General features: G+C 66.3%; 17 protein-coding genes. 10 read left to right on the forward strand and 7 right to left on the reverse strand.

The features are described from left to right. The first annotated feature begins 65 nt into the window (after positions 1 to 65). Genes hisB through RCF34_RS15150 form a run of 7 tightly spaced genes read left to right on the forward strand, consistent with a single transcriptional unit; the run spans position 66 to position 4,715 of the window. Positions 66 to 659: an imidazoleglycerol-phosphate dehydratase HisB gene (gene hisB / locus RCF34_RS15120; RefSeq protein WP_058768514.1), complete on the forward strand. Its 594-nt coding sequence runs from the start codon at positions 66 to 68 to the stop codon at positions 657 to 659. Further along, complete coding sequence (gene hisH / locus RCF34_RS15125; RefSeq protein ID WP_308708880.1) at positions 659 to 1,297, forward strand: imidazole glycerol phosphate synthase subunit HisH; 639 nt, start codon at positions 659 to 661, stop codon at positions 1,295 to 1,297. Before hisB ends, hisH begins: the two co-directional genes overlap by 1 nt. Next, complete coding sequence (locus tag RCF34_RS15130) at positions 1,297 to 1,554, forward strand: DUF2164 domain-containing protein (RefSeq protein WP_308708881.1); 258 nt, start codon at positions 1,297 to 1,299, stop codon at positions 1,552 to 1,554. The genes hisH and RCF34_RS15130 overlap by 1 nt, the downstream gene beginning before the upstream one ends. Before the next feature lie 31 nt (positions 1,555 to 1,585). Further along, positions 1,586 to 2,323: a 1-(5-phosphoribosyl)-5-[(5-phosphoribosylamino)methylideneamino]imidazole-4-carboxamide isomerase gene (gene hisA, locus RCF34_RS15135; protein WP_308708882.1), complete on the forward strand. Its 738-nt coding sequence runs from the start codon at positions 1,586 to 1,588 to the stop codon at positions 2,321 to 2,323. Positions 2,324 to 2,333: 10 nt separating this feature from the next. Beyond that, the gene (gene hisF, locus RCF34_RS15140; RefSeq protein WP_183632603.1) at positions 2,334 to 3,116 is read left to right on the forward strand and encodes an imidazole glycerol phosphate synthase subunit HisF; all 783 of its coding nucleotides are present in this window, start codon (positions 2,334 to 2,336) and stop codon (positions 3,114 to 3,116) included. A 29-nt stretch (positions 3,117 to 3,145) separates the two neighbouring features. After that, on the forward strand, positions 3,146 to 3,904 hold the full coding sequence (locus RCF34_RS15145; RefSeq protein ID WP_308708883.1) for an ABC transporter substrate-binding protein: 759 nt from the start codon (positions 3,146 to 3,148) through the stop codon (positions 3,902 to 3,904). A 49-nt stretch (positions 3,905 to 3,953) separates the two neighbouring features. After that, on the forward strand, positions 3,954 to 4,715 hold the full coding sequence (locus RCF34_RS15150; protein ID WP_308708884.1) for a transporter substrate-binding domain-containing protein: 762 nt from the start codon (positions 3,954 to 3,956) through the stop codon (positions 4,713 to 4,715). A 24-nt stretch (positions 4,716 to 4,739) separates the two neighbouring features. On the opposite strand, the gene RCF34_RS15155 is transcribed toward RCF34_RS15150, so the two are convergent. From RCF34_RS15155 to RCF34_RS15170, 4 genes are all read right to left on the reverse strand, one after another. Next, complete coding sequence (locus tag RCF34_RS15155; RefSeq protein WP_308708885.1) at positions 4,740 to 5,501, reverse strand: divergent polysaccharide deacetylase family protein; 762 nt, start codon at positions 5,499 to 5,501, stop codon at positions 4,740 to 4,742. Beyond that, positions 5,498 to 6,841 carry a S41 family peptidase gene (locus RCF34_RS15160; protein WP_308708886.1) on the reverse strand — a complete coding sequence of 448 codons (1,344 nt, stop codon included), beginning with the start codon at positions 6,839 to 6,841 and terminating at the stop codon, positions 5,498 to 5,500. The genes RCF34_RS15155 and RCF34_RS15160 overlap by 4 nt, the downstream gene beginning before the upstream one ends. Before the next feature lie 29 nt (positions 6,842 to 6,870). Next, the gene (locus RCF34_RS15165; RefSeq protein WP_308708887.1) at positions 6,871 to 8,154 is read right to left on the reverse strand and encodes a peptidoglycan DD-metalloendopeptidase family protein; all 1,284 of its coding nucleotides are present in this window, start codon (positions 8,152 to 8,154) and stop codon (positions 6,871 to 6,873) included. 133 nt (positions 8,155 to 8,287) lie between these two features. Next, positions 8,288 to 8,899 (reverse strand): NAD(P)-dependent oxidoreductase, encoded by a 612-nt coding sequence (locus RCF34_RS15170; protein WP_308708889.1) that lies wholly within the window; start codon positions 8,897 to 8,899, stop codon positions 8,288 to 8,290. 182 nt (positions 8,900 to 9,081) lie between these two features. Here RCF34_RS15170 and RCF34_RS15175 point away from each other — a divergent pair, with 182 nt between their 5' ends. From RCF34_RS15175 to secB, 3 genes are read left to right on the forward strand one after another with little or no spacing between them, the layout of a single operon-like run. Beyond that, positions 9,082 to 9,501, forward strand: a complete 420-nt coding sequence (locus tag RCF34_RS15175; protein ID WP_308708890.1) for a rhodanese-like domain-containing protein — start codon at positions 9,082 to 9,084, stop codon at positions 9,499 to 9,501. Positions 9,502 to 9,542: 41 nt separating this feature from the next. Continuing rightward, the gene (grxC, locus tag RCF34_RS15180; protein WP_308708891.1) at positions 9,543 to 9,797 is read left to right on the forward strand and encodes a glutaredoxin 3; all 255 of its coding nucleotides are present in this window, start codon (positions 9,543 to 9,545) and stop codon (positions 9,795 to 9,797) included. A gap of 27 nt (positions 9,798 to 9,824) precedes the next feature. Then, entirely contained in the window at positions 9,825 to 10,289 is a 465-nt protein-coding gene (gene secB / locus RCF34_RS15185) for a protein-export chaperone SecB (RefSeq protein WP_059313278.1), read from the forward strand. A 45-nt stretch (positions 10,290 to 10,334) separates the two neighbouring features. Here secB and rarD read toward each other — a convergent pair whose 3' ends face one another. The 3 genes from rarD to RCF34_RS15200 all read right to left on the reverse strand — a co-directional run bounded on the left by rarD (position 10,335) and on the right by RCF34_RS15200 (position 14,334). Further along, positions 10,335 to 11,222: an EamA family transporter RarD gene (rarD, locus tag RCF34_RS15190; protein WP_308708892.1), complete on the reverse strand. Its 888-nt coding sequence runs from the start codon at positions 11,220 to 11,222 to the stop codon at positions 10,335 to 10,337. A gap of 137 nt (positions 11,223 to 11,359) precedes the next feature. Then, positions 11,360 to 12,334, reverse strand: a complete 975-nt coding sequence (locus tag RCF34_RS15195) for a serine/threonine protein kinase (RefSeq protein ID WP_308708893.1) — start codon at positions 12,332 to 12,334, stop codon at positions 11,360 to 11,362. A gap of 110 nt (positions 12,335 to 12,444) precedes the next feature. Then, the gene (locus tag RCF34_RS15200; RefSeq protein ID WP_308708894.1) at positions 12,445 to 14,334 is read right to left on the reverse strand and encodes a PhoX family phosphatase; all 1,890 of its coding nucleotides are present in this window, start codon (positions 14,332 to 14,334) and stop codon (positions 12,445 to 12,447) included. Between the last annotated feature and the right edge of the window lie 42 nt (positions 14,335 to 14,376).

Here is a 14,376-nt window from a genome sequence, read left to right on the forward strand (position 1 = left end):
TCGATCCAGCCCCCGCGCCCCTATAATATCGGCCCTTTCGCCCACCGATTTTCGCGGAGCAGGCTATGGCCGAACGCAAGGCAACCGTCGAGCGCAATACCCTGGAAACCCAGGTCAAGGTATCCCTGGATCTGGACGGCACGGGCGCAGCGCGCTTCGACACCGGAGTCCCCTTCCTCGAGCACATGCTCGACCAGATCGCCCGTCATGGGCTGATCGACCTCGATATCCACTGCCGCGGCGACCTGCACATCGACGACCACCACACGGTGGAAGACATCGGCATCACCCTCGGCCAGGCCTTCGCCAAGGCCGTCGGCGACAAGAAGGGCATCCAGCGCTACGGCCATGCCTATGTGCCCCTGGACGAAGCCCTGTCGCGGGTGGTCATCGACTTTTCCGGCCGGCCCGGCCTGCACTGGAACGTGCCCTTCACCCGCGCCACCGTGGGGCGCATGGACGTCGACCTGTTCCTCGAATTCTTCCAGGGCTTCACCAACCACGCCCAGGTGACCCTGCACGTCGACAACCTGCGTGGGGTCAACAGCCATCACCAGATCGAGACGGTGTTCAAGGCCTTTGGCCGCGCCCTGCGCATGGCCCTCAGCGAGGATCCGCGCATGGCTGGCGTCATGCCTTCCACCAAGGGGTGCCTGTGATGCAGACGGTAGCCGTCATCGACTATGGCATGGGCAACCTGCACTCCGTGGCCAAGGCCCTGGAGCACGCTGGTAGCCACCAGGTGCTGGTGACCGGCGATCCCGCGGTGATCCGCGAAGCGGACCGCATCGTGCTGCCCGGCGTCGGCGCCATCCGCGACTGCATGGCCGAGATCCGCCTCCAGGGCATCGATGAACTGGTCCGCGAAGTCAGCCAGGATCGTCCCTTCCTCGGCGTCTGCGTCGGCATGCAGGCACTGATGCAACGCAGCGAAGAGAACGGCGGGGTGGACTGCATCGGCCTGTTCCCCGGCGCCGTGCGGCGTTTCCCAGGCGGCATGCAGGAAGAGGGCGAGACCCTCAAGGTGCCGCACATGGGCTGGAACGAGGTCAGCCATGTGCTCGACCATCCGCTCTGGCACGGCATCCCCGATCGCGCCCGCTTCTATTTCGTGCATAGCTTCTATGTCGAGGCCGGCAATCCGCGCCAGGTGGTCGGTCGCGGCCATTACGGCCTGGACTTCGCCGCGGCCCTGGCCGACGGCTCGCGCTTCGCCACCCAGTTCCACCCCGAGAAGAGCGCCGACTGCGGTCTGCAGCTCTATGCCAACTTCCTCGCCTGGGATGGCCGCTGGTAATGGCGCGCAAGCCGCCCGCGCCGCTGGTGACGCTCGAGACCGAGCAGAGCCAGCGCTTGGTCACGGCCTTGCAGACCCTGCTGGACGATCGCTTCGAGGTTCGCCTGGGGCGGTTCGAAGTCGAGGAGCTGCTGGAATTCTTCGCCCGCGAGTGCGGGCCGCTGTACTACAACAAGGCGGTTGCCGACGTGCAGGCCCTGCTCAGGGAACATGTCGACAGCCTGGAAAGCGACATCTGGGCGCTGGAAAAGCCCTAGATCGCCCTCACCCCCGAGCCAAGGTATTGCCATGCTGATCATCCCCGCCATCGACCTCAAGGACGGTGCCTGTGTCCGCCTGCGCCAGGGGCGCATGGAAGACTCCACCGTGTTCTCCGACGATCCCGTGGCCATGGCCGCCCAGTGGGTCGACGGCGGCTGCCGCCGGCTGCACCTGGTGGATCTCAACGGCGCCTTCGAAGGCCAGCCGGTCAATGGCGAGGTCGTCACCGCCATCGCCAGGCGCTATCCCGGCCTGCCGATCCAGATCGGCGGCGGCATCCGCTCGCTGGAGACCATCGAGCACTATGTACGCGCCGGCGTCAGCTACGTGATCATCGGCACCAAGGCGGTCAAGCAGCCGGAATTCGTCGGTGAGGCGTGCCGCGCCTTCCCCGGCAAGGTCATCGTCGGCCTGGACGCCAAGGACGGCTTCGTCGCCACCGACGGCTGGGCCGAGGTCAGTGAGCTGCAGGTCACCGACCTGGCCCGCCGTTTCGAAGCCGACGGCGTCAGCGCCATCGTCTACACCGACATCGCCCGCGACGGCATGATGCAGGGCTGCAACGTGCCGGCCACCCGCGCCCTGGCCGAAGCCACCAGCATCCCGGTGATCGCCTCCGGTGGCATCCACAATCTGGGTGACATCCAGAAGCTGCTCGACGCCCGCAGCCCGGGCATCATCGGCGCCATCACCGGCCGCGCGATCTACGAGGGCACCCTCGACGTCGCCGAGGCCCAGGCGCTGTGCGACAACTTCAAGGTCTGAGGACTCAGTCATGGCGCTGGCCAAACGCATCATCCCCTGCCTGGACGTGGACAATGGCCGAGTGGTCAAGGGCGTCAAGTTCGAGAACATCCGCGATGCCGGTGATCCGGTGGAGATCGCCCGCCGCTACAACGAGCAGGGCGCCGACGAGATCACCTTTCTCGACATCACCGCCAGCCACCAGGGCCGCGATACCACCCTGCACACCGTGGAACGCATGGCCAGCCAGGTGTTCATCCCGCTGACCGTGGGCGGTGGCGTGCGCACCGTGCAGGACATCCGCAACCTGCTCAACGCCGGCGCCGACAAGGTGTCGATCAACACCGCGGCGGTCTTCACCCCGGAATTCGTCGGTGAGGCGGCAGCGCGCTTCGGCGCCCAGTGCATCGTGGTAGCGATCGACGCCAAGCGCGTCAGCGGCCCCGGCGAGACCCCGCGCTGGGAGATCTTCACCCATGGTGGGCGCAAGCCCACCGGTCTCGACGCCGTGGCCTGGGCACAGAAGATGGAAGGCCTGGGCGCCGGCGAGATCCTGCTCACCAGCATGGACCAGGACGGCATGAAGAACGGCTTCGACCTGGGCGTGACCCGCGCCGTCAGCGAGGCGGTAGGCATCCCGGTGATCGCCTCCGGCGGCGTCGGCAATCTGCAGCACCTGGCCGACGGCATCCTCGAAGGCAAGGCCTCCGCGGTGCTGGCCGCGAGCATCTTCCATTTCGGCGAATGCACCATTCCCGAGGCTAAACGGTACCTGGCCGAAAAAGGGATTGTGATACGCTCCACAAAATCTTAAGCACCGGCGGTGCCGGCAGGGAGAGGGGTGTGCGCAAGGGAGTCTGGGCCTGCTTGGCCGGTTTGCTGCTGGTATCCACCGCGATCAGTGCGGAACTTCCGGCGGGTTATCAGCTGACGCTGCTGACGGAAAACTTCCCGCCCTACAACTTCTCCGTGGATGGCAAGAACTTCGCCCGCGAGGGCGAGCTCAAGGGCATCGCCGTCGACATGGTCCGCGAGATGTGCAAGCAGGCCGGCATCTCCTACAACCTCACCCTGAGATTTCCCTGGGAGCGGATCTACGGCATGGCCCTGGATCAGCCCGACCACGGCGTCTTCGTCACCGCCCGGCTGCCGGAACGCGAGGGCCTGTTCAAGTGGGTCGGTCCCATCGGCCCGGACGACTGGGTCCTGCTCGGTCGCGCCGACAGCCATCTGCAACTGCGCAGCCTGGAGGACGTCCGCAAGCAGCAGCTCAAGATCGGCGCCTACAAGGGCGACGCCATCGCGGAGAGTCTCGTCCAGCAGGGCTTCCAGCCGGATCTCGCCCTGCGCGATCAGGAAAACGTGCAGCGCCTGGTCAAGGGGCAGATCGATGTCTGGGCCACCGGCGATCCCGCCGGGCGCTACCTGGCCCGCCAGGAAGACGTGACCGGACTCAAGATGCTGCTGCGCTTCAACAGCGGCGAGCTGTTCCTGGCGCTGAACAAGCAAACCCCCGACGAGGTGGTACAGAAGCTGCAAAAGGCCCTCGACGAGATGCGCCAGAGCGGCGCGGTTCAGACCATCTTCAATCGTTATCTGTGAGCCCGGCGGGCCGAGCGATCGGCGCGGACGGTCGCCTGAGGAGAGAGCTATGCGCAAGTCCTGGTTGGCCATCGTCGCCGTGCTGTTGAGTTGCACCCTTGGCCTGGAAACGGCCCGGGCGGAATTGCCCGCGGGCTATCGCGTGGTGCTGCTGACCGAGAACTTCCCGCCCTTCAACATGGCGGTGGACGACAAGAACTTCGCGCGTGACGATGCCATCGACGGCATCAGCGCCGATCTGGTGCGCGAGATGTTCAAGCGCGCCGGGATCGACTACAACCTCTCGCTGCGCTTTCCCTGGGATCGCATCTACAACCTGACCCTGGAAAGCCCCAACTACGCGCTGTTCTCCGTGTCGCGCACCGAGTCCAGGCTGCCGCTGTTCAAGTGGGTCGGGCCGCTGGGCAAGACCCGCAAGGTGTTCATGGCGCTGGCCGGCAGCACCCTCAAGGTGCCAGACCTGGCCACGGCGGCCCGGCTGCGCGTCGGTGCCTACAAGAATTCCGCCGTGAGCCTGATGATTCAGGAAAAGGGCATCGTCCCCATCGATGCGTTGCGTGATCAGGAGAACATCGCCAAGTTGCAGAAGGGCGAGATCGACGTCTGGGCCACCACCGACGTGGTCGCCCGCTACCTGGCCAAGCAGCAGGGCGTGAGCAACCTGCAGACCCTGCTCAGCTTCCAGGAATCCGACCTCTACCTGGCCTTGAACAAGGACACCCCCGACGAGGTGGTGACCCGCCTGCAGCAGGCGCTGGATGCCATGCGCCGCGAAGGCCTGGTCGACAGCATCACCAACAACTACCTCTGACGCCTGGAGGCCTTCCTGCGGTCGCTAGCGATAGCGACCGGCGCGACCGTGCCCGGGCATGGCCTGATTGGCGCGCAGGGCGATCATCTGTGGCAGGTCGATGACCTCCACGCCCTGGGCCTTGAGCAGCGGCAGCTGCTGGGCCAGCACCGCCAGGGTCGCCGGGTGCGGATGGCCGATCAGCACCGCGCTGCCCTGGCGCTGGGCCAGGCGCACGCCTTCGGCCAGCTGGGCCGCCACCGCCGCCGGGGTAGCGTCGTTGTCGAGAAAGACATCGCGCGAGACGCTGGCCAGGCCGATCTTCTGGGCTTCCGCCGCGGCCACGGTCGTCGCGCTGGTGCGGCTGTCGAGAAACAGCAGGTGGCGCTCCTGCAGGACCTGCATTAACTCGGCCATGGCCGGTCGGTCCGCGGTCATGCGACTGCCTTCGTGATTGTTCACCCCATCCGCCTCCGGTACCCGGTCCAGCGCTCGGTCCAGGCGTTGCAGGCGCTCGGCCGAGGACATCTCCGGATGCCAGGCATAGGGACCCCCAGCCGGGTCCATCGGCAGGTGCAGCAGCACGGTGCGCCCGGCGCGGTGGGCCGCGGCGGCCAGTTCGGCGGCGTAGCGGGTCTCGGGGATGATCGCCAGGACCACCGGCGCGGGCAGGGCCAGGACTTGACGGTCCCGGGCCGGATGCTGCCCGAGGTCGTCGATGACGATGGTCAGCTGCGCGGTCGCGGCCTGGGCGAGCGCGCTGGCCAGGGCGAGCGCCCCGGCCAGTAGCCAGCGTCCAGGCCTCACGGGGTATGGGTGACGTTGAGTCCCTTGAGCAGCGACAGCGCCTGGGAGAGCTGGAAGTCGTCATCCTGCGGCCGCGGACTCTGGTTCGGCGCCTTGCTGCCGGTGGGCCGATCGGCGCCGCCATTGCCATTGCCCAGGTGACCGGCCAGATCGGCTTCGCGGAAGTATTCGTCGGCGCCGCTCTGCGGGGTGACCTTGGCCGGCGCCACGGCGATGTCCGGGGTGATGCCCTGGGCCTGGATGGAGCGACCGCTCGGCGTGTAGTAGAGCGCCGTGGTGAGCTTGAGCGCCCGGTCGTTGTTGAGCGGCAGCACCGTCTGCACCGAGCCCTTGCCGAAGCTGTCGGTGCCCATGAGGATGCCGCGCTTGAAATCCTGCAGGGCGCCGGCGACGATCTCCGCGGCCGAGGCGCTACCGCCATTGATCAGCACCACCAGGGGCACCTTCTCGCTGGGATCGGCGGCATCGGCCGAGAAGCGCAGCTCGGAGTTGGGCAGGCGGCCCTTGGTGTAGACGATCAGGCCGTGGGTCATGAAGGCATCGGCCACCTCGACCGCCGACTGCAGGACTCCGCCCGGATTGTTTCTCAGGTCGAGGATCAGGCCCTTGAGCTTGCCCTTGTTCTCCTGGCGCAGCTTGGCGAGGGCCTTGACCGTCTCTTCGCCAGTGTTGACCTGGAACTGCGAGATGCGCAGCAGGCCATAGCCGGATTCGAGCAGCTGGCTCTTGACGCTGTTGACCTTGATCACCGCCCGCGCCAGCTTGACGTCGAACGGCACGCCGCCACCGCGGACGATGGTCAGCACGATGGGGCTGCCCGGCTTGCCGCGCATCTTGTCGACGGCTTCGTTGATGGCCTGGCCCTTGGTCGGCTGGCCATCGATCTTGACGATCAGGTCGCCCGGTTGCAGGCGTGCCTTGGCCGCCGGGGTGTCGTCGATGGGCGAGACCACCTTGATGAAGCCGTTCTCCTGGCCGACTTCCAGGCCCAGACCGCCGAATTCACCGCTGGTGGTTTCCTGCAGTTCGGCGAAGTCCTTAGGTTCCAGGTAGGCGGAATGCGGATCCAGGTTGCTGAGCATGCCCTTGATGGCGTTTTCCAGCAGGACCTTGTCCGACACCGGCTCCACATAGGCGGCCTTGATGCGGTCGAACACCTCGGCGAAGGTGCGCAGCTCGTCCAGCGGCAGCGGAGCACTGGCCGGGGCCGCGGGCGCGGCGCCCGGTGCGACCGGCGTCACCGCAGCCGGCGTGCTCTGCGACGATTGCGCCTGGACGACTCCGACGCCGCTGAACAACAGGGCGAGGACCAGGACGGTGGGACGAAAGCGATGCGGCATGTGCAGCTCCTAAACCGAGGTGTGTCGCACTATCCCTGAGCACGGCACCAGATGACCGGGTCCGTCGGGCGGCCCTGTTGGCGGATGGCGAAGTACAAGGCGGAGGCTTCCTGACCGCCGCTGGCGCCGACGGTCGCGATGGCATCCCCGGCCTTGACCACGTCACCCGCAGATTTCAGCAGGCTCTGATTATGTCCGTACAGGCTGAGATAGCCATTCCCATGATCGATGATAACCAGTTGGCCAGCGCCTCTTAGCCAGTCGGCGAAGACCACCCGACCGTCGTGCACCGCCTTGACCCGGGTACCGGCACCCGCCGCGATCAGGACACCGTCCCATTTCGCGCGGGGGTCGTCGCCGCGGGCACTGCCGAATCGGGCCACCAGACGGCCATCGACCGGCCAGGGCAGCTTGCCGCGGGCATTGGCGAAGGCGCCGCCATAGGCAGGTGCTGCACTAGACACCGCCAGCTCCGGGGCGTTCGAGGGGCGCGGGGCTTTCGGCTCGCTTTGCGCCTGACGCCGCGCCGCTTCCCGTGCCTCGGCGGCGCGGGCCTCGGCCAGTTGCCGCTGCCGGGCTTGCTCGGCTTCGCGGGCCTGGCGCGCGAGGGTTTCCTCGATGGTCTTGAGCACCTTGTTGAGCGCTGCCTGATCCTGCTCGCGGTTCTCGATCTCGCGACTCTTGTCGCGGTAGTCCGCGTTGATCTTGGCCAGCGCCGCCTGGCGCTCCTTGCGCACCTCGGCCAGCTCCGCCTGACGCTGCTCCAGGTCTTCGCGACGGGCGACCAGGCCGCCCTGTTCCCGCTGGATGCCCTGTTCCACCTCGCGCAACTCGCGCAGGGTGTCGTTGAAGGTGGCGAGCTGATCCAGCCGGGTGCGATTCAGGTAGTTGTAGTAGGTGAGGGTGCGGCTGACCTTTTCCGGATGCTCCTGATTGAGCAGCAGCTTGAGGTATTCCTGGCGGCCGCTCTGGTAGGCGGCGCGCACCTGCACGGCGATCAGCTGTTGTTGCTCAGCGCGAGACTGGTCGAGCTTCTTCTTGCGCCCGTCCAGCTCTTGCAGCTTTTTTTCGCCGTTCTCCAGCTGCTTCTGCAGCGAGTCGACCTGCTTTTCCAGCTCGCCCATCTGGGTCTCGGTGCCCTGCAGCTGCTTCTGCACGCCGGACTTCTCGGCCTGCACCTGCTTGAGGACCTTCTGCATCTCCTGGATTTCCCGGCGGGTCTGCTCGATCTGCCGCTGGGTATCGGCGCGGTCGTCGGCCAGGGCGGGAGCGAGAATGCTGGCAAGCAGGAGAAGGGCGAGAACACGGCGCATGCGAGGTCGTACGTTTCAAGGGCGAAGCGCCTAGTATGCCCGTCACATCCGGCAAAAAAAACGGCAAGGCACGCCGTTCAGCATTCACAGCCCGACCAGGCGGCCAGGCTGCGAACGAGGGGGCATTTCCGTTTCAGTAGCCGACGGTGAAGCGGGTGCGGTGATGGACGGGGCGTTCGACCTCGTCCAGCAGGGCCATGGCGAAGTCTTCATAGGAGATATGGCTGTCCCCGGCCGCATCGAACAGCAGGGCGTCGTCGCCCAGGCGGAACCGGCCGGTGCGCGTGCCAGGCGCGAAGACCATCTGTGGACTGACAAAGACCCAGTCGAGGTCGCTGAGTGCGCGCAGGGCATCCAGGGTGGCGATGCCAGCCCCGGCTTCGTTACGGTATTCCGCGGGAAAGGCCGGTGCATCGAACAGCCGCGAGCCGTCCGGCAGGCTCAGGCTGGCGGCGCCGCCGACGATCAGTAGGCGCGGGATACCGGTGGCACGGGCGAAGTCGATCAAGGCACTCGGCGCGAGGTCGGCGAATCTCAGGCTGCTGATCAGCACCCCATGACCGGCCAGGGCCTTGGCGGCCTGCGGATCGGTGACATCGCCGGTGACCACGGTCAGGCCGGTGCGGGATGCCAGACGCGCCGGATCCCGCACCAGAGCGGTGACCTGGTGGTCGCGGGAGAGGGCTTCGTCGAGCAGGCGGCTGCCGACGTTGCCGGTGGCGCCGAGCAGGGCGATGGAGGTCATGGCTGGATTCCTCGGAAATGAAGGGAAGCCAAGCCTAGGCAGGGCGACGAAAACCGCCAAGGAGGCAGTTTGAGATGAGCTGGTTACCTGTCGATAACCCGGGCTCGCCGAGGGTATGGCGCCATCGGGGGGCTGTGTATACTGGCCAGCATTTTTAGCCCTCCTTGGATAGCTCTTTCATTATGGAATTTATCGGTCGGTTGGTCGAATTCGCCACCCATCATCCGCTTCTCGTCGCCGCCTTCCTCGCCATCGTCGCCCTGATGCTGTTCAACGAGACCCGTCGGGGCGGGCGCAGCCTGTCCACCGCTGAACTCACCAATCTGCTCAACCGCGAGCAGGGCGTGGTCCTCGACATCCGCCCGAGCAAGGACTTCGTCGCCGGGCATATCGTCGGCGCGCTGAACATCGCTCAGGAGAAAGTCGCCAGCAGCCTGTCTCTACTGGAGAAGCACAAGGCCAAGACCCTTATCGTGGTGGACAGTGCCGGCCAGCAAGCCGGTGCCGTGTGCGGCGATCTGCAGAAGGCCGGCTTCACCGCCGCTCGACTGAACGGCGGCATCGCCACCTGGCGTGCAGAGAATCTGCCCCTGGTGAAGTGAACCCCAAGCGTGGCCGCCTCATCGGCCACTGGAGACCGCGCATGTCTGACGTCGTCATCTATACCAGTGCCTGGTGTCCCTATTGCCATCGTGCCAAGCACCTGCTCGATCGCAAGAACGTGGCCTACCGGGAAGTTTCCGTCGATGGTCAGCCGGCGCTGCGCAGCGAGATGGCCCGCAAGGCCGGCCGCACCAGCGTGCCGCAGATCTGGATCGGCAGCACCCACGTCGGCGGTTGCGACGACCTCTATGCCCTAGACCGAAACGGACGTCTCGATCCGCTGCTGTCCGCCTGACCAACACTCACAACTCAAGGCCCTACCATGACCGACCAAGCCAATGGCGCCCAGGAAGACGGCGCTCAGTTCTCCCTTCAGCGCATCTACATCCGCGACCTGTCCTTCGAGGCGCCCAAGAGCCCCGAGATCTTCCGTCAGGAGTGGCAGCCCAACGTCAACCTCGACCTGGCGACCCGCCAGAAGACCCTGGGCGACGACTTCCACGAAGTGGTGTTGACCCTGACCGTGACCGTCAAGAACAACGAAGAGACCGCCTTCATCGCCGAAGTGCAGCAGGGTGGCATCTTCCTGATCAAGGGCCTGGACGCCGCTTCCATGGCCCATGCCCTGGGCGCCTTCTGCCCCAACATCCTGTTTCCCTACGCCCGTGAGGCGCTGGACAACATGGTGGTGCGTGGCTCCTTCCCCGCGCTGATGCTGCAGCCGGTGAATTTCGACGCCCTCTACGCCCAGGAACTGGCGCGCATGCAGACCGCTGGCGAAGCCTGATCGGCGCCGCTGCGATGACGAACGCCCCTTGCCAGGGGCGTTCTGCTATCTGGCCTTCAGCTTGCGACTGGCGCACCAGAGATCGAAGCTGAACACGGCCAGGCCGGTCCAGATGCAGATGAAGGCGAACAGCCGTTCGCGGGGGAAGGGTTCGTCGTAGAGCCAGACCGCCTGGATCAGCACCAGGGTCGGTGCCAGGTACTGCAGAAAGCCCAGCGTCGAATAGGGCAGCTTGCGCGCCGCGGCGTTGAAGCACAGCAGGGGGATCAGGGTGACCGGGCCGGCCAGCACGATCAGCAGGCCCAGCGAGGACCGCCAGGTCTCGGCCTGCAGGCTCACCCCCGGGGTCAGCAGCGGCAGCGCGACCAGGGCGATCGGCACCAGCATCCAGCTCTCCACCACCATGCCCGGCAAGGCGGCCACCGGTGTCTGCCGTCGCACCAGGCCATAGAAGGCGAAGCTCAGGGCCAGGGCCAGGGAGACCCAGGGCAGTTGTCCCAGGGTCCACAGTTGCTGGGCCACGCCCAGCACCGCCAGGCCCACGGCGATCCATTGCAGCGGGCGCAGGCGCTCGCCGAGGATCACCAGGGCGAGCAGGATGTTGACTAGGGGATTGATGTAGTAGCCCAGGCTGGCCTCGACCACATGGGCGTTGTTGACCGCCCAGATGTAGACCAGCCAGTTGCAGGCCACCAGCGCACCGGACACCGCCAGCCAGAGCAGCCGTCGTGGGTGGGCGCGCAACTCCGCCCACCAGCCGCGATGACGCCAGACCAGCAGCAACAGGGCACTGAACAGGGCGGACCAGAGGATGCGCTGGAACAGGATCTCGGTCGCCGGCAGGGCCGCCAGCAGTTTGAAGAACAGCGGAAACAAGCCCCACAGCCCATAGGCGGTGAGGCCCAGGGCGTAACCCTGGCGCAAGGCAGACATGAGGGATCCTTAGGCAGGCAACGTTCTTGTCCGGGCAGGATAGCTCAAGGGACGGCGGGATGTCGGAGTGGGTGGTGCTCCCTGTCGTTAGTTGTAGCGTGGAATACGGCGCCCTTTTCCACTGAGTCGCACCCAGGCTAGAACAACCGCAACGGCGCCTCGTCCAGGGCGGCGCGCTGTTCGCGCAGGGTAAGGATCTGGTCGCCCCAGTAGCGTTCGCTGCCGAACCAGGGAAAGCTCTTGGGAAAGGCCGGATCGTCCCAGCGGCGCGCCAGCCAGGCGCTGTAGTGCATCAGTCGCAGCGTGCGCAGCCCCTCGATCAGGGCCAGCTCGCGCGGCTGGAAATCGTGGAATTCCTCGTAGCCGTCCATCAGCTCGGACAGCTGCGTCAGCCGCTCCTGGCGATCGCCGGCCAGGAGCATCCAGAGATCCTGCATGGCCGGGCCGTGGCGGCAGTCGTCGAGGTCGACGATATGGTAGGCGTCATCACGGCAGAGCAGGTTGCCCGGATGGCAGTCGCCGTGCAGGCGGATGACGTCGTAGCTGACGCTTTCGAAGAGTTCGTCGAGGCGCTGGAGCAGGTCGCGTGCCACCGACTCATAGGCCGGCAGCAGGCTCTTGGGGATGAAATTGCCGGTGAGCAGCGTATCCAGAGAGGCATGGCCGTAGCCCTGGACGTCCAGCGTCTCGCGGTGCTGGAACGGTCGGCTGGCGCCTACCGCATGCAGGCGACCCAGCAACTGGCCAAGGCGATGCAACTGGTTGAGATCGCCCGGCTCCGGCGCCCGACCGCCGCGGCGGGGAAAGAGCGCGAAGCGGAAGCCGGCATGGCTGAACAGCGTCTGGCCGTCACGCTGCAAGGGCGCGACCACCGGCACCTCGCGTTCTACCAGTTCGGCGGAAAAGGCGTGTTCTTCCAGAATGGCCGCATCGGTCCAGCGATCCGGGCGATAGAACTTGGCGATCAGCGGGGTCTCGGCTTCGATGCCGATCTGATAGACGCGATTCTCGTAACTATTGAGGGCCAGTACCCGGGCATCGCTGAGATAGCCCAGGCTTTCGATGGCGTCGATGACGAGGTCGGGACTCAGATTTTCGAACGGATGAGACATGGCGCGCTCCTCGGTCACGGGGGACGATGGCGATTGCCACCCTGCATCCGGGAGATGCTAGCGCATGCCCGAGCCCCTTGGCGAAGGCCGGAGTGCTATCTGCTCGCCGGTCAGGCGCCGATCACCCCGCCGTCTTCCCGGGTGATGACCATCACCGAGGAGCGTGGCTGGCCATCCGGTCGTTGCTCCGGGAATTGAGAGCCGCCTTCCTCGCCGGGGTGCTGGATGCCGACGAACATCGTCCGGTAGTCCGGCGAGAAGGCCAGGCCGGTGACCTCGCAGCCGACCGGGCCGACCAGGAAGCGGCGCATCTCGCCGCTACGCGGATCGGCGCAGAGCATCTGGTTGTTGCCCATGCCCTCGTAGTCGCCCTTGTTGCTGTACTTGCCGTCGGTGAGCACCCACAGCCGGCCGGCGGCGTCGAAACCCAGACCGTCAGGACTGTTGAACATGTTCTCGGCATTGATCTGCCGGGAGCCCGCTTCCGGCATGCCCGGATGCACCTTGGGGTTGCCGGCGATGACAAAGAGGTCCCAGTCGAAGCTCAGGGCCGCGGCATCGTCGCCGCTCTCGCGCCAGCGCACGATCTGGCCGTAGAGGTTGTTGGCGCGAGGGTTGGGGCCACCCACCGGCATGCCGTCTTCACCACGCTTGGTGTTGTTGGTCAGGGTGCAGTAGACCTGGCCATCCTTGGGACTCACGGCAATCCACTCAGGCCTGTCCATGCGCGTGGCGCCGACCTGGCTGCCGGCCTGGCGGGCATGGATGAGGACCTCGGCCTGGCTGGCGAAGCCGTTGGCGGCAATGAGGCCATTCTCGCCGTGCACCAGCGGCAGCCATTGGCCACGGCCCTTGGGCCGGTTCGGGTCGCGGTCGCCGTCGTCGAAGCGGGCGACATAGAGAGTGCCCTGGTCGAGCAGGTCGCGATTGGCCTTGGGATCGTCCTGCAGGCGATCGCGGCTGACGAACTTGTAGATGAATTCGCCGCGTTCGTCGTCGCCCATGTAGACCACCACGCGGCCGTCGCGGGTGCGGGTGAGGGCGGCGTTCTCGTGCTTGAAGCGACCCAGGGCGGTACGTTTGACCGGCTTGCGCTCGGGATCGAAGGGATCGATCTCGGTGATCCAGCCGTGGCGGTTGAGTTCGTTGGGATTTTGCGCCAGGTCGAAACGGTCGTCGTGCAGGTGCCAGTCGTTCTCCACGCTGGCGTGCTTGACGCTGTAGCGCTTCTGGGCGGCGTTGAATTTCAGATTGGCGTCGCGGCTGCCAAAGACGTCGGTGAAATTCTCTTCGCAGGTCAGGTAGGTGTGCCAGGGCGTGGCGCCGCTGGAGCAGTTCTGGAAGGTGCCCAGCACCTCGCGTCCGGCCGGGTCGGCGGCCGTCTTGAGCAGCTCGTGGCCGGCGGCCGGACCACTGACGGCGATGGGCGTGTTGCCATGCACCCGGCGGTTGTAGGGCGAGCCCTGGATGAAGTGCCATTGGCCGTCCCGGCGCCGTACTTCGATCACCGAGACGCCCTCGGCGGCCTGGGCCTTGCGAGTGTCTTCCAGCGACTTGGGCGGCGTGCCGTGGCTGAGCAGGTAGCGATAGTTGGTGTATTCGTTGTTGATCGCCATCAGCGCCCGCTCCGGATCGTCCGGGAAGGGGAAGAAGGCCATGCCATCGTTGTTGTCGCCGAATTGCACGGCCTGGTCGGCGGCGCTGGGGCTGCCATCGGGACGGAAGGCCGGGCCGTCGGCGTGCAGCGGCTGGCCCCAGCTGATGAGCACGCTGGCGCGATAGCCGGGCGGCACCACCAGGGTGTCGGCGGTGGAAGCCGGGATGTTGGCGAAGCCGATCAGGGGATTGCCCGTAGCCTCGCCTACGGCGTCGGCCAGGGCGCTACGCCCGAGCAGGCCACCACCGAGAAACAGGGCGGCACCCGCCAGGGCGCCAGCGCCAATGAAGCGTCGACGGCTCAGCTGGACGAGGCGTTCGAGATCGGTCTGGTCGTTGTGCATGCGGATGGCTCCCTCACGGTGTGCAGGCGAGGCTAGTCAGAC

It is taken from the genome of Pseudomonas sp. 102515 (assembly GCF_031085165.1).
GTDB lineage: Bacteria > Pseudomonadota > Gammaproteobacteria > Pseudomonadales > Pseudomonadaceae > Chryseomonas.